General features: G+C 38.7%; 16 protein-coding genes and 1 pseudogene. 6 read left to right on the top strand and 11 right to left on the bottom strand.

Going from position 1 to position 18,104, the window contains the following annotated elements; all coding sequences use genetic code 11:
- Nucleotides 1-55 precede the first annotated feature (55 nt).
- A complete protein-coding gene (dnaE, locus tag DBX24_RS06920) occupies nt 56-4,675 on the bottom strand; it encodes a DNA polymerase III subunit alpha (protein ID WP_160224387.1) in 4,620 nt (1,539 codons plus the stop codon).
- Between the two features lie 150 nt (nt 4,676-4,825).
- Here dnaE and DBX24_RS06915 point away from each other — a divergent pair, with 150 nt between their 5' ends.
- From DBX24_RS06915 to DBX24_RS06905, 3 genes are read left to right on the top strand one after another with little or no spacing between them, the layout of a single operon-like run.
- On the top strand, nt 4,826-5,116 hold the full coding sequence (locus DBX24_RS06915; RefSeq protein ID WP_120489727.1) for a GNAT family N-acetyltransferase: 291 nt from the start codon (nt 4,826-4,828) through the stop codon (nt 5,114-5,116).
- Between the two features lie 46 nt (nt 5,117-5,162).
- A complete protein-coding gene (locus tag DBX24_RS06910; protein ID WP_120489368.1) occupies nt 5,163-5,891 on the top strand; it encodes a hypothetical protein in 729 nt (242 codons plus the stop codon).
- A gap of 33 nt (nt 5,892-5,924) precedes the next feature.
- A complete protein-coding gene (locus DBX24_RS06905) occupies nt 5,925-6,317 on the top strand; it encodes a hypothetical protein (RefSeq protein ID WP_160224386.1) in 393 nt (130 codons plus the stop codon).
- Nucleotides 6,318-6,393: 76 nt separating this feature from the next.
- On the opposite strand, the gene mltG is transcribed toward DBX24_RS06905, so the two are convergent.
- From mltG to DBX24_RS06870, 7 genes are all read right to left on the bottom strand, one after another.
- Entirely contained in the window at nt 6,394-7,422 is a 1,029-nt protein-coding gene (gene mltG, locus DBX24_RS06900; RefSeq protein WP_160224385.1) for an endolytic transglycosylase MltG, read from the bottom strand.
- Between the two features lie 12 nt (nt 7,423-7,434).
- A complete protein-coding gene (gene dapF, locus DBX24_RS06895; RefSeq protein ID WP_120489371.1) occupies nt 7,435-8,202 on the bottom strand; it encodes a diaminopimelate epimerase in 768 nt (255 codons plus the stop codon).
- Between the two features lie 42 nt (nt 8,203-8,244).
- Entirely contained in the window at nt 8,245-8,787 is a 543-nt protein-coding gene (locus DBX24_RS06890) for a hypothetical protein (protein WP_120489372.1), read from the bottom strand.
- Between the two features lie 22 nt (nt 8,788-8,809).
- Nucleotides 8,810-9,475, bottom strand: a complete 666-nt coding sequence (pnuC, locus tag DBX24_RS06885; RefSeq protein ID WP_120489373.1) for a nicotinamide riboside transporter PnuC — start codon at nt 9,473-9,475, stop codon at nt 8,810-8,812.
- 1 nt (nt 9,476) lies between these two features.
- On the bottom strand, nt 9,477-11,243 hold the full coding sequence (argS, locus tag DBX24_RS06880) for an arginine--tRNA ligase (RefSeq protein ID WP_160224384.1): 1,767 nt from the start codon (nt 11,241-11,243) through the stop codon (nt 9,477-9,479).
- 18 nt (nt 11,244-11,261) lie between these two features.
- Nucleotides 11,262-12,587 (bottom strand): hydroxymethylglutaryl-CoA synthase family protein, encoded by a 1,326-nt coding sequence (locus DBX24_RS06875; RefSeq protein WP_160224383.1) that lies wholly within the window; start codon nt 12,585-12,587, stop codon nt 11,262-11,264.
- A 443-nt stretch (nt 12,588-13,030) separates the two neighbouring features.
- Nucleotides 13,031-13,201 (bottom strand): hypothetical protein, encoded by a 171-nt coding sequence (locus DBX24_RS06870; protein ID WP_160224382.1) that lies wholly within the window; start codon nt 13,199-13,201, stop codon nt 13,031-13,033.
- 246 nt (nt 13,202-13,447) lie between these two features.
- Here DBX24_RS06870 and DBX24_RS06865 point away from each other — a divergent pair, with 246 nt between their 5' ends.
- The gene (locus DBX24_RS06865; RefSeq protein ID WP_160224381.1) at nt 13,448-14,275 is read left to right on the top strand and encodes a hypothetical protein; all 828 of its coding nucleotides are present in this window, start codon (nt 13,448-13,450) and stop codon (nt 14,273-14,275) included.
- Nucleotides 14,276-14,371: 96 nt separating this feature from the next.
- A pseudogene (locus DBX24_RS06860) lies at nt 14,372-14,809 on the top strand (glycine--tRNA ligase); the annotation flags it as partial.
- Between the two features lie 205 nt (nt 14,810-15,014).
- Here the strand turns inward: DBX24_RS06860 and DBX24_RS06855 are convergent.
- The 3 genes from DBX24_RS06855 to DBX24_RS06845 are packed head-to-tail and all read right to left on the bottom strand — an operon-like array spanning nt 15,015 to nt 17,023.
- On the bottom strand, nt 15,015-15,350 hold the full coding sequence (locus DBX24_RS06855; RefSeq protein ID WP_160224380.1) for a cell wall anchor protein: 336 nt from the start codon (nt 15,348-15,350) through the stop codon (nt 15,015-15,017).
- Between the two features lie 13 nt (nt 15,351-15,363).
- Nucleotides 15,364-15,834, bottom strand: coding sequence for a leucine-rich repeat domain-containing protein (locus tag DBX24_RS06850; RefSeq protein ID WP_160224379.1), 471 nt, complete (start codon nt 15,832-15,834; stop codon nt 15,364-15,366).
- Nucleotides 15,835-15,859: 25 nt separating this feature from the next.
- Nucleotides 15,860-17,023: a hypothetical protein gene (locus tag DBX24_RS06845; protein ID WP_160224378.1), complete on the bottom strand. Its 1,164-nt coding sequence runs from the start codon at nt 17,021-17,023 to the stop codon at nt 15,860-15,862.
- Nucleotides 17,024-17,388: 365 nt separating this feature from the next.
- On the opposite strand from DBX24_RS06845, the gene DBX24_RS06840 reads away from it, so the two are divergent.
- Entirely contained in the window at nt 17,389-18,057 is a 669-nt protein-coding gene (locus DBX24_RS06840; protein ID WP_160224377.1) for a S24 family peptidase, read from the top strand.
- Nucleotides 18,058-18,104: the final 47 nt, after the last annotated feature.

Below are 18,104 nucleotides of genomic sequence, written 5' to 3'. Positions count from 1 at the left end.
GAGACCAGAGGTTATTACGAATGAGTTGAAGAGCAGCATTAAGGTTTTCACAATTTTAGTTGAGATAAAACTGGAATTTGTTGTTTTCAACAAAGAACTTGATGAAGTCTCCATCTATTTTAATGCTCGGCCTTATGGTATTGAGCTCGAGATGGGAGTTATTCTCCTTATTTCTGAGGTAGAATCTGAGCTTTTTATCACCGAAATTCTCTTGTATCACTTTGGAGAGGAATTCCAAGTCTTCTTGCCTGAAATCTTGTATATCTACTACAACGGAAAGGCTGTTAGCAAAGCGCTCAAAAGCGTCCTTAAGCTCCATTACATCTACTACATTGAGGTATACTCTGCCGTCTTTGGACATTGAGTACTTCACTTTGAAAATAAGGAACCTTTGGAGGTCTATTTTGTCTTTGAGGCGGAGATAATCCCTGTCACCCAAACGGAAAGAATAGCTCCCCGAATAATCTTCCAGTGTTACAAAAGCAACTTTCTCTCCCGAGTTTCTTCCGTCTCGTATGAGGTATTCGGTAACGAGTCCTGCGACCATATTTTCGCGCACAGCGGTATTCATCGCCTGCTTGGTCTTATAATCTACGGTTTCAAAGAGTTTCAGCTGCTCCGCCCCGAAATTTTTATCGCGATAGGCATCCAACTCATCGAGATTTAAGAATCTGAACTTGCCTCTTGCCTCTATTACTTTGGCCGCATTCTCCACTGGTTCTTCAGCATCGCCCATTTCAATATCTATAAGCTCATCTGTGAGGGTATCATCTGCTTCTTCCTGGCTTTCATTGTATGCTGGCTGAGCTTTGTCGAGAAATTCTTCGTCTGTATTTTTAGTTTCTACCACTTCCTTTTTACTTAGCAATCCTTGAATGAATTGATACTGATATTTAAACTCATCTAACGGATGAGATGAAAGGTAAAAGCCGATAATCTCCTTCTCACGATTGAGTTTGTGCATATTTTGCCATTCTGGAGCAGGTGCTATCTTGGGTTGCTCTATCTGTACCTCTTCAGCAAAGTCTGCAAAGAGGGAGTTTTCCATTTCATTTCTGCTTTCTTGGAAGGATTGTCCGTATTTAAGGAGTCTTTCTATGGTGGTTCTATTCGCATTATCTTCTTGGAAGTACTGCGCACGGTGGTATTCATCTACCTCATCAAAAGCTCCTGCTACCACTAAACTCTCCACCACTCTTTTATTAATCTGAGAGGCTGGTATGCGTTCAAAGAAGTCATATATATCTTTAAACTTACCTTGCTGGCGGGTCTCTACGATAATTTCGCTCGGTCCCTCACCTATTCCCTTGATTGCTCCCAGACCAAAGCGAATCTGCCCCTTATCATTTACGGAAAACTCATACTGACTTTCGTTTACATCTGGCCCGAGTACATCTACCCCCATCGCTTTGCAGTCCTCCATAAACATTGTGATTTGCTTTGTGTTATTCAGGTTATGCGTCATCACACTTGCCATATATTCCGCAGGATAATTTGCTTTCAGATAGGCTGTTTGATAGGCAATATAGGCATAACAGGTGGAGTGAGACTTATTAAAGGCGTATTCTGCAAAGGCTTTCCAGTCGTTCCAAATCTTCTCGAGTTTTTCCTCATTCAGATTGTTCTTCTTTCCTCCTTCTATAAACTTGGGATACATTTTATTGAGGACATCTATCTGCTTTTTCCCCATTGCCTTTCTGAGTGTATCGGCTTCACCTTTTGTAAAGTTTGCCAGCTTCTGAGAGAGTAGCATTACTTGCTCTTGATAAACCGTAATTCCGTAGGTTTCCTTTAAATACTCTTCGGTTTCGGGCAGGTCATACACAATCTCTTCTATGCCGTGTTTCCTGTTGATAAAGTTTGGGATATACTTGATTGGACCTGGTCGGTAGAGGGCATTCATCGCAATAAGGTCGGCAAATACGGTGGGTTTCAGCTCCCGCATATACTTTTGCATTCCCACACTTTCGTATTGGAAAATCCCTATTGTCCTACCCTCTTGAAAGAGCTGATAAGTCTTCTCATCTTCCAGTGAAATCTCATCTGGATTTATATCTATATCATAATTATCTTTAATGAGTTTAATCGCATCACGGATAATGGATAAAGTTCTAAGCCCGAGGAAATCCATCTTTAAAAGTCCTGCTGCTTCAGCTACTGAATTATCAAATTGAGAGACCAGCACATCGGAATCCTTAGCCGCAGTGGTAATAGGGACGAGGTTGGAAATATCTTCTGGAGTAATGATAACCCCGCAGGCATGTATTCCCGTATTTCTAATGCATCCCTCCATCTTCTGAGCAGCAGAGAGCACTGGGAATCGTGCATCTTTCTTATTGTCTAAGATGGTTTTCATCTCATCTACCAGTATTTTATCTTCTGGAGGGAGCTTTTCATATTTTTTGAATGCCTTAGCGATATTCATCCCTGGTGCTGGAGGCACGAGTTTCGCAATGCCTTTCGTATCTGGAATGGAATATTCAAGAACACGACCAGCATCGGTAATTGCCGACTTACCACCGAGAACAGAATAGGTAATAATCTGTGCCACATTCATCTTGCCATACTTTTCTACTACCCATTTAATAATCTTGTCTCTCCCTTCATCATCAAAGTCTATATCTATATCGGGCATTGAGATTCTCTCAGGATTGAGAAAACGCTCAAAGAGGAGGTCGTATTTAATAGGATCTACATTCGTAATTCCTATACAGTATGCCACTGCCGAGCCTGCTGCCGAACCTCGCCCAGGACCTACCCATACGCCCATATTGCGGGCTTCATTACAAAAGTCCTGCACAATGAGGAAGTACCCAGGATAGCCTGTATTGGCAATGATTTCCAGCTCAAAGTCTAACCTCTCTCGAATCTCATCGGTGATTTCCTCATATCTTCTCTTGGCTCCTTCGTAGGTAAGATGTCTTAGGAAAGCATTTTCTCCTCGCTTGCCTCCGTCTTTTTCATCTTCTTCGGACTGAAACTGCTCAGGAATCTCAAACTTGGGGAGGAGAACCTCTCTCTTCAAGGCATAAGGCTCAAACTTTTTGAGAAAGTCCTCATACGCCTTAAAAGCGGTGGGATAATGGCTAAACGCCCGCTTTATCTCCTCACGGTCTTTCATATCGTAGTCTTTTGAGGGTAAGCCTTTCCTCTTACCAAAGCCTCTACCAACAGGAGTGGAGAGCTTTTCACCGTCTTTTATACAAAATAAAATTTCCTGTATGTGTGCATCCTCTTTGGAGGTATAATAAGTCTCATTCTGAGCCAGAACTTTCACATCATATTTCTCTGCCCAGCGGAGGAGGATATCATTCAGATACTCTTCTTCGGCCAAGCCGTGGTTTTGGATCTGTACATAGAAGTCCTCTCCAAAAGCATCCTTCCACCATTTGAATACTTGCTCGCCTTTGGTCTCTCCATATTCTAAAACAGCATTGGGTATATCGCCATTAAGCCCTGAAGAAAGGGCAATTACATCTTCCTTATGCTGAAGAATCCATTCTTTTGAAACCCGAGGTACACCGAAGTAAAAACCATTAACAAACCCAAGGCTGGAGAGTTTTGCAATATTCTTATACCCTCGGAAATTCTTGGCAAGGAGGACTATATTCGTCCTGCGGTCGGGGTCATCTTTGGTAAACTGCTTTTGTTCTGGTCTGTCTGAGATATAAAACTCACATCCGATAATGGGAATGAGCTGTTTTAGCGGTGGAGGGGTTTCATCTGGATGATTATCTATGAATTCCTGATGCTTTTTCTTTAAGTCTCCATTGGCTTTCTCGACTTCATTAACGAACTTAAAGGCACCCATCAAATTGCCAAAATCTACCATCCCCACAGCAGGAAAATCATTCTTCAAGGCTTTATTTACCATATCGGAATGGTGGGTAGAGGCCTGGAGGGAGGAAAAAATACTGTGATTATGAAAATTGAAATAACTCCCCAAATCCATCTCCTGTGCGGTTTGGGAAGCACCCTGTTTTCTCTTGTTAAATTCTGCTATCTGGCTTCGAATAACGATAGGGAAAGGCTTTATGGGTTCGGTATGCAGACTTTGGAAATGTGAAATAACACTCTCCTCCACACCGAGATCAGCCGCACTGATAATCCCCCGCCTAAGCATCTCAAAGAATACTTGTGCCGTAGCATTTACATCGGCTGCGGCATTGTGGGCTTCATCAAACTTAAAACCATAGAGCTTCTCATAGAGTTCCTCGAGTTTTGGGGGCTTGAGCCTGCCTGTATTCCCTTGAGGAATCGCGGTAAACTGCGTACCAAGCCACATAGTATCGGCTTTTGGGAGGGCTTGCAACTTATCAGCAATTCCTTTTCGGTAAAATTCTGCTCCTACAATCTTATAATCAAAATCAATGTTCTGCCCCACACCGAATTTACACTTCTCAACCGCCTCAGCAAAGTGCTTGAGGACGGTCTCCAAGTCATCACCAATTTCATTGGCAATACTGGTCGTAATCCCGTGTATTTGCGAGACATTAAACGGTATATCGTAGCCTTCGGGCTTGATAATGAAGTCTTGGTTGTCTATAAGTTTGCCGTTTTCATCGTGGATTTGCCAAGCGAGCTGCACCATTCTCGGCCAGTTGGAAGAATCGGAAATCGGTGCATCAAAATTTTGGGGTAAGCCTGTAGTTTCGGTATCAAAAACTAAATACATCTTGCAAAACTAAATTTCGGGTAAAATTAGGGCAAAAAAAGTTCAGAAAAAAATCGTTTCCTCTCGCCCAATTTCTGTATAGACTGAGCAAAACGCAAATTTTTGAGGATGAAAATTTATCCTACTTTTGTAGGAATTAAAAATCATTCAATGGATACAATAAAGTTTGAAAGAGAGGATGATGGCACCACTGGAAGATTCATTATCTACGATGGAGAAATCTTTGCTGGGGAGATGACTTATAAGTGGGCTGACAGCAAAACCCTCCTCATTGACCATACAAGGATAGAAGAGGCTTTTGGAGGGCGCGGACTGGGGAAGCTCCTCGTAGCCGAAGCAGTAAAATTTGCCCGAGAGCAAGGAATAAAGATTATCCCCCTATGCCCATTCGTAAAAGCTGTATTTAGCAAAGTCCCTAGCCTGGAAGATGTGAAGAAATAGTATTTTAATGAAAAATATTGTACTAATCTATTAAAATCAAAAACTAATGAGAAAATCATTGGTAATAATACTCTTGTTACTATTATCTATCAACTGTACATCCATAAAGAGAGAAAATAATTGGGCAGGAACTTATATTCTTCAAGACAATAAATTATATCAGGCTTTATCCGAGCATAATTATTCAAACATAGAAATCCATAAAAATGGAAATTATACTCTAAATAAAGTAAAAATCTCTTTTTCACCCGTAATAGAACAATGTAGTTATGCCTCAAAAGGGAAGTGGTCTGCTGTTTCAGATAATGTAATGGAAATCACCAGTGAAAATTATTATACAAAACAAAAGGGCTTTGATTATCAAATAAAAAAGGAAAATAAATACTCACAAGATAGTTTGTATATACAGGTCCATCATTCTGCTCATTCTCTCCCTTTAAAATTAAGATTTGCATTCAATTATAATAAAACTATCTTAACAGACAAAACATATATTGCTCTGCCCAAATCAAAATATCTATGGAATAGAGAAACACCCATAAACCATATCAACTTTGAATTAAATGCTGATATATCAGGAACAGAAGTTTATAAAAGTAGAATATTATTTAATATTTTTGATGAATATATAAACACTGAAAAGTATAACTTTCTAACGATTAATTTACTTCATTTTGACCGATGCTTTTTTGAATTTGAACCTTACTACCAAGATTTTATTTATATTAAAGGAAAAAACAAATTACTATGGAAAGGAAAAGTATGGAAAAAGTAAGGAATACGATATTTATTACGATTGTAATTTTTATTGTCAGTATCGGCTTGCTCTACTCCTATTTATAACTCCCAAATTCCTATCTCTAATAATATAGAAATCGCATTAGGTATAAAAAATAATAGGATTTATATACTGCTATTAAACAAGTCTATAGATGGAGATTCCATAAGTTTAAGTAAATTTCTAAAAATAGATTACATATATGATGCAGCAGCATATGATCACGGATATATACTACTTCAATTATTAGAAAAAATAGGAGATACTCAACTTTCTAAAGAACTTCAAAAATTAAATAAAACAGAAATCAAAACTGTTCAAAACTATTTTAATCTAGGAGTGGATGGAATAGATTCACAGGAAGTACAGCAATTACAAAAAAACTATCCTAAATCGTTTGAAATACTGAAAATAAGAAAGTAAGTTTTCTAATATTTCCAACCTTAATAATTTAACTATTAGTCAGTAAATATAAAAAAATCCAGATTTTATCTGGATTTTAGTTTTTAATATTCCTTTGGCTGAGCCATTGCTGGTATTCTCTGGCGTTTTTTGCGTGCTCGGCATCATTGTCTGTAAAACGATGGAAGCCGGGGCGCTTCAGGTCGGCACACATATAAATAAAGTGGTTGTGCTCTGCATTTAGAACGGCATCTACCGAGCTTTTATCTACGATACAAATAGGACCAGGAGGGATTCCTGCATTCATATAGGTATTGTATGGCGAAGGGGTTTTCAGATCCTTATACAGCACTCGGCGGATTTTGGTTGTGAAGTTCGTCTCTTTATTTATGGCGTAGATTACGGTGGGGTCGCTTTGGAGCTTCATCCCCTTTTTGTATCGGTTTAAGTAAAGCCCTGCGATGGTTTTCTGCTCATCGGTCTTACCCCCAGATTCCTTATAAACGATGGAAGCAAGGGCGTAAATCTGCTCTCTGCTAAGCCCAGACTGCTCTTCCAGAGCCTTTCTTTCGGCATTCCAAAAGTCGTTATATTGGTTTTCAAATTTTGTAAAGAAGTCCTTTGGGCTTACCGTCCAAAAGAATTGATAGGTATCGATAAAGAAGTATTTTTTTAGGTCTTCGGCATCGGTATAGCCTTTATCTTGGGCAATTTCATTCAATCCCTTGATGAATGAAAGGGAGTCTGCCTCAGTCTTCCTCACGACCCTGCCGACCATCTGATAAACATCATAAAAGTCGCCTATTCGGAAGGTGTTTGGTACTTGGTTCCCTGCCTTTATCATATTCACAAGGTCGGTATTATTTGTACCTTGCTTTATCTGATAGCGCCCAGCTTTGAATGCTTTAGGCAGGTGTTTGTTTCTAGCAACTTCCTCAAAACTGTGCTCATTAGCCACATAAGGCGATAGGGAGTCTAGTATCTGCTGGAAGCTGGCATTATGATGAATGTGGATAATGCCCTCTTTTTTGACATTGGAAGCATAGTATTTCCTGTAAAAATTAAATCCTAAATAGCTACCTACTCCCCCAATGATAAGGATGATGAAGAAAAATATTTTTTTCATTGAAGTTAAAAATTACTCATTAATCTCTCCACAAAAAACCTGCTGAGCGGGACCTTCTAACCAGATATTTTGGAAGGAACTTCCGTACTGCTCGGCATAGACTTTAAGGTTTCCGCCCAAGACTTTTACCTCTATCGCTGCTACTTTATGCTGTTGAATGTAGGTAAGTGCTGCTGCCGTAGCACCCGTTCCACAACTGAAAGTTTCATCTTCTACCCCACGCTCATAGGTGCGTACAAAGAGGCGAGCATTTCCCTCCAATTCCTCCACAAAATTGACATTAATACCCTCCTTCTGGTAAGTTTTGGAATTTCGGATGTTATAACCATTTTGAAAGACATTATAACCCTCCAAATTCTGGACATATTTCACAAAATGCGGAGAACCCGTATTTAAAACGAAAGCCTCTCCATCAGTTTTTATCTCCTGTACATCTATCATCTTCAGCTTTATGAGCCCGTTGTTTATCTCCGCTTCGTGTAGCCCATCTATGGCATTAAAAGTTGTTTTATGCTCAAATATGTTGAGGAAATGAGCAAAGGCTACGATACAACGCCCACCATTTCCGCACATCGTGCTTTCGTTTCCATCGGAATTATAATACAGCATTCGGAAATCCGCAGTATGGTCTTCTTCAAGTAGAATGAGACCATCGGCACCTATTCCAAAACGCCTGTTGCAAAGCCTTTCTATATATTTCTGCTCTTTTGGGAAGGTCTGATTGCGGTTGTCTATCATCACAAAATCATTTCCTGTTCCCTGATACTTATAAAATTTCATAGACTGATTATCGTTTCTAATCCAAATAAAAAGAGGAGTTTATTATCTCCTCATACTTCTCTGTGTATTTTCAGAAGAAGAATTTTGCTGAACTCCCGAGTTTCTGGAAGAGCTGTTTCTCACCTCTACTCCACCACTTCGGTAGGAATTGTTATCCGAGCTCTGCCTTCTCTGATTCTGATTGCTGTGGGTGTTCATCTGTATGCCCGGGCTTTGGTTGGTATTGTTGCTTCTGTTATAGCCATTATTGTTTTGATGACCTTGATTTCGGAAACCACCACTACCTCCTCTATTTTCGTAATAATTATTATAATTCCTCTGAATGTAGATTTTCTGCCTGTTGGTTCCATAGTAGTAAGGGATACCATTGTCGTAATAGTAATTAAAATCATTCCTGTAATAGTATCCATCATTTCCATAGTAACCACCCTGCCCATAGTACACCTGCGGAGCATAGTAGTATCCATTTTGATAGAAAGGCTCATAATACTGCTCGTTTCCTGAATAATTATCTGGATAGATAACGCAAGAACTAAGACTCATAGCAACAGCCACACCCAGAGAAATTTTTATTAACTTTTTCATTGTCTTTATTTTTTAATATTGATTAAACTAAAGCTCTTTTAGTCTTCCGCCAGCTGAGATAGCCCAGTATGGCGAGCACCGTAAATATCAAATACTGCACCGAAGTAATCCCAAGCCCTTTATAGAGGTACATTGGCACGGAAATGAAGTCTCCTAAAATCCAGAATATCCAGTTTTCTATTCTTCGTTTTGCCATCAGCCACATCCCGACCAAAAATATGGCGGTAGTTACAATATCCAGTTTATTTGCCCAATCCAAATGAGAGAAATCAAGGCTAATCCCCTCCATAGAAAATTTATTATTAATAAAAGGTTTATAATAATAAACAATACTCACCAGCACAATGCTCAATATAAAGAGCAAAAGGCTATATACCCACTCTTTTTTAGTGGTATTGGTTACTTCTATATGGATATTATCTTCTGAACTTTTAGACCAGAGAACCCAGCCGTAGATACTCATCACGGTGTAGTAGAAATTAATCATCAAATCACCAAAAAGTCCGAAGATAAAGAGTATATAAACATAAATTACGGTAGAAATAATCCCCGTAGGATAGACCAATATATTCTTTTTTATAGAAAAGAACACACTGAGCAATCCAAAGACCGCTGCAATAGCTTCCAGTGCTATTTGAGAAGCCTCATATTCCTCATAAGGTCTAATAAATAAGTCGTAAAAATCCATCTTACATTCTATTCACCACACCAATACCGAGAAGGGAGAGGCATTTCTTAATCACCTCTGCTGTAAGTTCAGAAAGATAGATACGAAGCTCTTTCAGGTCTTGGTTTTCATTATTGAGGACAGGATTATTTTGGTAGAAAGCATTATAAGTCTTCACTACTTCATAGACATAATTGGCAATATGCGCAGGGCTTAGCGTATTTGCTGCCTTAGACACCACTTCTCGGTAGTCTGAGAGCAGGCTGATTAAATCTTTTTCGTATTCATTCAGTACAAGGCTATCGTTTATTGATGAAGAACGGCTACCTGCCTTCGCGAGCAGGGATTGAATCCTCGCATAAGTGTATTGAATGAAGGGTCCTGTATTTCCATTGAAGTCTATACTATCCTTAGGGTTAAAGAGCATTTTCTTTTTAGGATCTACTTTCAATATGAAGTATTTGAGCGCTCCCAAGCCTACGGTCTCATAAGATTTTTCTTTCTCTTCATCGGTGAGCTCTTCCAGTTTACCGAGCTCTTGGGCTTTTTCTTTTGCGGTTTCATACATTTCCTGCATTAGGTCGTCTGCATCTACTACCGTTCCTTCTCTGGATTTCATCTTTCCATCTGGGAGCTCTACCATTCCATACGACAGATGATAGAGGTGCTCTGCCCACTGATATCCTAATTTCTTCAAGATTTTAAAGAGTACTTGGAAATGATAATCCTGTTCATTCCCCACAGTATAGATAAGCCTTTGGATATCGTTCTGTTTAAAGCGTTCTACTGCCGTTCCCAAGTCCTGAGTCATATAAACGGAGGTACCATCGGAGCGGAGGAGCAGTTTTTGGTCGAGCCCCTCATCGGTAAGGTCTATCCATACCGAGCCATCTTCTTTCTGGTAGAATATTCCCCTGCTTAATCCCTCTTGTATAAGGTCTTTACCGAGCAGGTAGGTATTGCTCTCATATTGCACTTGGTCAAAATCCACTCCCAATCGCTTATAAGTCTGATTAAACCCATCATACACCCAGGCATTCATCATTGACCAAAGGTTTCTCACGGTTTCATCAGATTTTTCCCATTGTAGGAGCATATTTTGAGCTTCAATGATACTTGGGGCTTGTTTCTTTGCAGATTCTTCATCCAAGCCTTGCTCATTCATCAGTTGTTGCACTTCTTTTTTGTAGAGTTTATCAAATTCCACATAATAATTTCCCACAAACTTATCTCCTTTGGTAGAAGTGCTCTCTGGCGTTGCACCATTGCCGAGTTTTTCCCACGCGAGCATAGATTTACAGATGTGTATCCCTCTATCATTGATAATTTGTGTCTTTACCACCTTATACCCATCTTCTTTTAAGATATTTGCCACAGAAAAGCCCAGCAAATTATTACGAATATGCCCCAAGTGTAGGGGTTTATTCGTATTTGGGGAGGAATATTCTACCATAACGGTTTCATTTTTTGGGCTAATGCATTCCAGCCCCTCCTTTATACTGCTCAAGCACTGAGTAAAGGCTGTATCTTTCAGCTTAAGGTTAAGGAAGCCCTTTACAATATTGTAGCTTTCTATAAAACCTACGGTCTCCACCAGCCTATCACCGATTTCAGTTGCAATAAGGTCAGGATTTTTCTTCAAAGCCTTCACAAGGGGGAAGGTTACGAGGGTAAAGTCTCCTTCAAAGTCGGGTTTCGTCTTTTGGAGCTCAGTTTCTATACCTTTTATCTGGTAGATTTCAGCTAAAGCCTCTTGTATATAAGGTTGTAATCTCTCTTTAATATTCATTTCAAAGCGTTTAAAAAATTATTTAAAATCGTAGTATCTGGCACCTATTTTCACAGGATTTTCTTTTTCTATTGCTAGCAGTCCAAAGCCTTTATAGTTCGGATTAATGGGTTCTTTCAGCTGCTTGAGGTGAAGTTTTTCATAAGTTTCAAAACTAATAGCTTTTCTGCCCGCTAATGTCTCAAATAAATTCCATTTACTGGCTACATCTTTCCATTTTTCTGCTATTTTCCCTGAGAATACTTTAGATTTGGAACCGCTTCCGTAGGAGAGGAAGCCTATTTCCTCACCGCCAAGCTCTTCGCCCTCATCATAGCTGACTTGCAATGCCGAAATAAGCGCCATAAACACCGATGCCGTGTACATATTCCCAATTTCGGAAGACGCCCTCTGCGAAGACTCTATTTTTTGATTGATCAGCTCAATATACCCCTCCGATTTGGCTACGGCTTTCTGCTCCTCGGCGGTAGCGTATGGCAGACTGTTCTCCAAGCTGTAAATCTCAGTAAAAATCCTCTTCCCGTGGAAAGCATACGGCAGATGGAAGATAAGGAATCTCCATTGTTCATAAGGCTTTACTGCTCCTGTTTGGCTTTTGTAATGTTCATAAGCCTCGCGGATTCTGTCTTGATAGCATTGGTTGGAATACTGCCCATCAAATACGGGTTCATCAGTGAAGAGCTCTATCTTTTCGGGCATTTTATCTGTTGCTGTACTCAGGTTTTTCTTGTCCTCCTGTCTTCGTGGTTTGAAGAAATCAAAAACGCTCTCCATAGCCACTCCAAAGGTTGGGTTGATCTCTACAAGCCTTGGGTTTGCACTGATGAGGAGCGCCACTGCACCGCCTCCTTGTGTATATTCACCAGAAGACTCCAGTGCATATTTGGCATAGTCTGAAGCTATAACCACTGCTTTTTTATCAGGGTTTGCCCTCACAAAATCAAGGCAGCTGTGGAGTGCATCTACCCCACCTATGCAGGCAAAAGTGAGGTCCGTTACATCACAATTTCTAAAAACCCTCTCACCAAACTCGGGCTCAAGGGCTTTTTCTACCATTTCCACAGCATAGCTGGCAGTGGGTTTTGCTGCATCTATAGCGGATTCTGTTCCTAAATAAATTCTGCTGATATCTTTCGGATGAATGCTATAATCTCTCACAAGCCTGAGCAATGCCTCAGCGGCAAATGTTGCCGAATCTTCGTACAAGTCTGGCAATGCCATTTTCTGTAGCCCTAATCCTTTTTCCAATTTTGCAGGTTCAATGCCTCTGCGCACAGCCAATTCACTTATCTTCAAATAAAGTGAGGGCGCATAGTAGCTTACGGCGTCTATACCAAAAGTCATTTTATATAATTTTCTTGCAAAGATAGCAATTTAGCTGCTAGCTTTTAGCTGCTGGCTTTTAGCAGTAAGCAACAAAAAAATACAGTATTTTAAAGGCTGTATTTTTTTGCTTTAGGCTAAGTGCCTCCCACGCCAGTGGGCAATAGCCTCACCGGCTACGATGTTTTACAATAAACTTTATATCAGCGGTTATGTTTTGTAAAATAGTCTTTACAAGTATTAGAAAGGTTATTTACAAGGGGAGTAAAGCATTCATTCGCAACTTTGGCTTGTAAATATTAAAAACAAAAAACAATGAAAAGAATGAATTTAAAATCCGTTATTAGCTTAGGTATATAATCGGCAAAACAAAATGTCCAAAATTTCAAAACAAAATGTCCAAAAAATTTGACATGACAAAGATAAGAAAAGCAGTCCAAATGACTGCTTTTTCTATTGTAGTTTTAAAATCTGTTTAAAGGAAGGTTGAACTTCTCTGGATAGTCATTCCTGAATCCATCAAAAGAAACCAGCAGAACATATTGTTTCTCCTGCGGATGTGCGGCGTTTTGGGCTTTTGTTCCAAAAGGAATAAGGGTAAAAAAGGATAAAATGAGAAGCATTAAATTTTTCATGGGAAGAATATTATAATGCACAAAAATATGAAAAATAATCCCTAAAACATTAATAAAATAAAGGTTTCTTTTTCCACTAATACTATAAAAGGAAGTGTATCTATACGATATGAGTGGACTCTGATTTAAACAAAGCAATAGATATTGTTAATGAAGCATATATAAAAAAATATTGACAAAAAAATGTTGTAAATAAATAATTAAAGTATTACCTTTGTAAACTTAAATATAGAAAATATAATTCATATGCTGAAAAGAACATTATTATTCGTTTCATTAGGAAGTGGGTTGCTTATTGATGCTCAGGCTATTAACGAGGCTAAAGCAGCAACCAAAACAAGCGGGAAGGTAGGAATCAATACTGATATTCCTACAAGAACTTTGACTATAAAAAACTCTACCGCCAATGATGGAAAACCTCTTCTTAGATTGGTAGATGCGCCTATATATAGCAAGAATGTTGGTTCTGCTATGGATGCTGACTTAGGTGGAAATACAGCAACTGCTACCAATTACACAGATTACAGACCACTATTGGTGGATGCTGTGGGAGATGTATACAAAGGTCTTCCTATCAATAATATGAGTATCCTTACCCTTACTATTGATAAGGTAAAAGGAGACTATATTAGAAAGTTTGATACAGGTATTGATTATAATAAATATGCCGTAGCCATCATGAGTGCTACATTCAAAATGCCAGATCCTGGCACTGGTAAAATAGTAATGTTGAGAGCTGGTAATGGGGTTATTCCTAGTGTAGATTTCGGTGGTGGTAAGTATGGTGTTACAACTGCCCCTGCTATAGTACTATTAAAGAAAACCCAACTTACTAATAACTGGGAAATATATGCAGATTACCCTAACATAAGCTCCTATGAGTTTGTTTCAGGAAGCACTGATATTGGAAATCTAGTAAATGGTACTTGGGTAATTACTCTATTGGTAGGTAAAAGAGATGCTGTTAATTTCACAGAGCTTAACTTTAATCAAGGAGGTTCTGCTGAAGGAATAGGAAATAGTAATACAACTTATGCAACCCAATTACAAAATTTCCTACAAAAATTAGAATAAAAAACAATCAAAATAAAAAACACTCTCCATTCAGAGGGTGTTTTTTTGTATAGAATATTAAACTAAAATCCTTATTTTTGCATAAATTTTTTAACGATGGCAAAGCAAGAAGATGTTTTTAAGAAAGTGATTTCTCACGCTAAGGAATATGGATTTATTTTCCCTTCCAGTGAGATTTATGACGGACTTTCTGCAATATACGACTACGGACAAAATGGTATAGAACTAAAAAACAATATCAAACAATATTGGTGGAAAGCGATGATTCAGCTCAATGAAAACATCGTAGGGCTGGATAGTGCTATCTTTATGCACCCTACCATTTGGAAAGCGAGCGGGCATGTGGATGCCTTCAACGACCCACTGATAGACAACAAAGACAGCAAAAAGCGTTTCCGTGCCGATGTTTTGATAGAAGACTACTGCGCCAAACTGGAAGACAAAGCCCAAAAAGAAATAGAAAAAGCTAAAAAACGCTTCGGTGAGGCTTTTGATGAGGCGCAATTCGTTTCCACTAATCCAAAAGCATTAGAAACCTGATTTACAGAAACTATTTTGGTTTTTTCAGAAAGCATGTATAATCGGCAAAACAAAATGTCCAAAATTTCAAAACAAAATGTCCAAAAAATTTGACATGACAAAGATAAGAAAAGCAGTCCAAATGACTGCTTTTTCTATTGTAGTTTTAAAATCTGTTTAAAGGCTGTTTAAACACTCCTAAGGTTAAATCCAAAGGGTTTTACTCTTCTTTTTTTCTATTGAGCTGTTTATATTTCTTGAGTTCATCAGTAAGAAGTTCTACTTTATCCTCAAGTTCTTTGATGACCTGCTTGGCCTCATCCAGCTCTTTAATCGCTGTGATGAGTTTTTCACCCAAGTCATCTACCATAGCCCTGTAATATTTTAGGACTTTTTCGGCATTCTCAATCTCTTTGCCTTCGTTGTCAGCGTTAATACCCTCTACTTCAGCGGTCTGCTTCCGCTTTCCAAAGATAAAACCCGCCAACCCCGTCAGCACTGCGGAAATGAAAGTCCCGAAATGCGGCAAAATGTGTTCATTTATAAATTCATTCATTCTCTTCCTTTTTTTACTCAATCAATTTTCCTCCCACGACCTCTGTTGTTGGGTCAAAGCTGTCTTTGTAATATTCGCAGTTCTGCGGAAGTGTTACTTTTTTCAAAGAATAGTTTCTTGAAAATTTAGGAAACTGATTTTCTGCGAAAGCATAATGCCCTATGCTTTTCAGCGTTTTTGGGAAAACCAGATTCTCATAGTTAAGACATCCTGCTATGAATGCACGGTCGCCTATCTTTTCCAGTCCATTTTTGAACTGCACTTGCTCCGTTCTAATATTGACAAACGCATCTTCCTCAATTTCCTTTACCGAACTGGGTAAAATTACTTTCTTGAACGATGTGTCATTGTCTCCGAATAAAGTGCTGATTAAGAATGACTGAACCACTTTTGTCCCTGCTGGAATGTGCAATTCTGATAATTGTTCCACTCTGCCGTCGGCTGTAACGCCGAAAATCTGTTTGATAAATCCTTTTCGTTTCATTGTTTATAAATTTAAATAGTTAATGTTAATTTACTGAATATGAAATCCTTCTTACTTTGTTTACGATTACTTTTACCTGCCGCTGAGTGCCTGTCATGGATTTAGTTGGCTGCACTCTAAACCTCAGACCTTTACGAGAGCCAAACAGCATATCCGAAGTAGTAATTGTCCTTACCACAGCCCTGCTGTTTCTGTTGGTTTCGCCTCCCGTCCAGTTGTCTGTGATAACCCCGTAGCCCACAACCTCAAAAGGGCCTCCCTCCAGTTCTTTTTCTGCAACAATACACCACGGAGAACTTGAAGATATCGCCATATTACCATCTTCTACCGCTAAATCAAAATCCCACTCTGTAACCTGGCTAATGGCTGTATTGGGAACTATTCTGCCGTTATTCAGAAAGGTTTGCGAAAAGTCAGAAGATGTTCCAAACGGCACTTGTATGTTATTATTTAAGAACCCCAGCTGTTTCTGCATCGCTGCTTCGTCTATATCTTTACAAAGATTCAGCACCCCCGTTTCCGTTGTAGAATTAAAATCCGTTGCTGGATTTTTCCCCGCTTTAAAGGTAATATCCACATAGCCAGACTGGTTATATCTGGAAGTATTCTTGTAGAAGAAATTCTCCTGTATGTAACTTGTGCCGTGCTTCAATTTTAAATAACAGGCAAAATTGAACCGATTAGAGTGATTATGATTTTCCAGCACTATTGTTACGCCTGGAGGCAACTCAACCTCTATAAACACCCCTGCATGGTCATTTCCACTACCATGGCTTGTTAATATAGTTTCTAATGGAGGGTCTATTGGAATCTCAGCGGCATCTATGGATAACTGCAAAAAAGATTCTGCAAGGATATTTTCATAATCATTGCTAAAATTGGGATAATTAGACACTTCAAACTCTAATCTTACATGCTTGTTTCCCGCCAAAGAACAGCCTTTGATGTTGATTTTTGGCGTAGGTGCTTCCGCTCCGCCGGATGCCGTGATTTCTTCCCACGCTCCGTTTTTACGGGCGTATTGTTTGTTATCTTTGGGAGCATCGGAAAGCGTTTTTAACTTGGTGTTCCAAGCATCTACCTGCTCCTGTGTCAGTCCCGTAGCATCTGCATTAGCTTTATTGGCTAATTGGTCGGCATCTGCCTTGCTGGAAAGTGTAGTGCTAAGTACAGACAGACGAAGAACCAACGGAAATAAAAGGAGGCCTACAGCTTAAAATAGAATTTGAAAACAATCCAGCAACTTCTGGGAAAATATTCGCAGATACAGCTTATCTAAACAACTTAAACAGCAAAGAAAGAAAAGAAGCAGAAGAGTTTGTACTCAAAAAAGAAAGGGAAAGACTTTTTAACGAATACAAAAAGAATCCTAAATATTTTGATGTAGAATTAAATGAAAATGGAGGATTAAAAGTTGATAAAGTCTGAATATCTCCTGTTTGTTTTTTTTGTTCGCATATACGAACAATCTCGCTAAATTCCATTACCTTTGTCATTGTTATGATGTTTTGATGTTGTAAATATAGAAACTATTTTTTCTAATAAACAAATTTTATGGAAACTTTTTTTACCAACATTAAAGAGAGAGTGCTTTATTTTACTGATTATAAAGGCTTTGCAAAAGAAAAATTTTTTGAAGAATTAGGGGTTACTTATGGAAATTTTAAGGGAAAGGCAAAAGAAAAAGCATTAAGTTCTGATGTTTTAGCAAAAATAGTTTCCAAATATCCCGAATTAAATCCTGAATGGCTTCTTACAGGAGAAGGGGAAATGTTAAAGAGCGAGAACACTAGTACTGAAACCAGCAAAGAGGAATCAGTAAAGGGTATTCCTCTTGTCAATGCTACCGCTATAGGAGGATATGGTAATAATGTGTTTTCTTTTGAAGAGAGAGATGTTAAAGATTACTATGTGATTCCAAAATTTAAGCATAAGCAAGTAGATTTCATGATAGAGGTAGAAGGTTCCTCCATGTATCCTAAATATAACAGTGGGGATGTAGTGGCCTGCCGTATCATAAAAGAAAGAAACTTTATACAATGGAATAAAACCCATGTCATAGCTACAAGAAAACAAGGAATCATTATTAAAAGAATAAAACCAAGTGATGCTCCTAACAGTCTTTTAATGGTTTCCGATAATGAAAGTTACGACCCTTTCAATGTTCCAGAGGAGGAAATAGAAGGTTTGGCTATTGTAGTCGGTGTAATCAGGCTGGAATAGAACAAAATGTCCTATTTTTTATATTTTCTTGGTAAAATCACTGGTTA

This window comes from Bergeyella cardium, from assembly GCF_009914665.1.
Lineage (GTDB): Bacteria > Bacteroidota > Bacteroidia > Flavobacteriales > Weeksellaceae > Bergeyella_A > Bergeyella_A cardium.
This window is presented reverse-complemented; position numbering and strand designations above follow the sequence as displayed.

Bases quoted from the DNA above. Each gene is read 5' to 3' on its own strand.
- DBX24_RS06855 (WP_160224380.1), bottom strand. From the start codon at position 15,350: ATGAATGAATTTATAAATGAACACATTTTGCCGCATTTCGGGACTTTC.
- DBX24_RS06850 (WP_160224379.1), bottom strand. From the start codon at position 15,834: ATGAAACGAAAAGGATTTATCAAACAGATTTTCGGCGTTACAGCCGAC.
- DBX24_RS06915 (WP_120489727.1), top strand. From the start codon at position 4,826: ATGGATACAATAAAGTTTGAAAGAGAGGATGATGGCACCACTGGAAGA.
- DBX24_RS06840 (WP_160224377.1), top strand. From the start codon at position 17,389: ATGGAAACTTTTTTTACCAACATTAAAGAGAGAGTGCTTTATTTTACT.
- DBX24_RS06865 (WP_160224381.1), top strand. From the start codon at position 13,448: ATGCTGAAAAGAACATTATTATTCGTTTCATTAGGAAGTGGGTTGCTT.
- pnuC (WP_120489373.1), bottom strand. From the start codon at position 9,475: ATGGATTTTTACGACTTATTTATTAGACCTTATGAGGAATATGAGGCT.
- DBX24_RS06870 (WP_160224382.1), bottom strand. From the start codon at position 13,201: ATGAAAAATTTAATGCTTCTCATTTTATCCTTTTTTACCCTTATTCCT.
- dnaE (WP_160224387.1), bottom strand. From the start codon at position 4,675: ATGTATTTAGTTTTTGATACCGAAACTACAGGCTTACCCCAAAATTTT.
- DBX24_RS06890 (WP_120489372.1), bottom strand. From the start codon at position 8,787: ATGAAAAAGTTAATAAAAATTTCTCTGGGTGTGGCTGTTGCTATGAGT.
- dapF (WP_120489371.1), bottom strand. From the start codon at position 8,202: ATGAAATTTTATAAGTATCAGGGAACAGGAAATGATTTTGTGATGATA.
- DBX24_RS06910 (WP_120489368.1), top strand. From the start codon at position 5,163: ATGAGAAAATCATTGGTAATAATACTCTTGTTACTATTATCTATCAAC.
- mltG (WP_160224385.1), bottom strand. From the start codon at position 7,422: ATGAAAAAAATATTTTTCTTCATCATCCTTATCATTGGGGGAGTAGGT.
- DBX24_RS06875 (WP_160224383.1), bottom strand. From the start codon at position 12,587: ATGACTTTTGGTATAGACGCCGTAAGCTACTATGCGCCCTCACTTTAT.
- argS (WP_160224384.1), bottom strand. From the start codon at position 11,243: ATGAATATTAAAGAGAGATTACAACCTTATATACAAGAGGCTTTAGCT.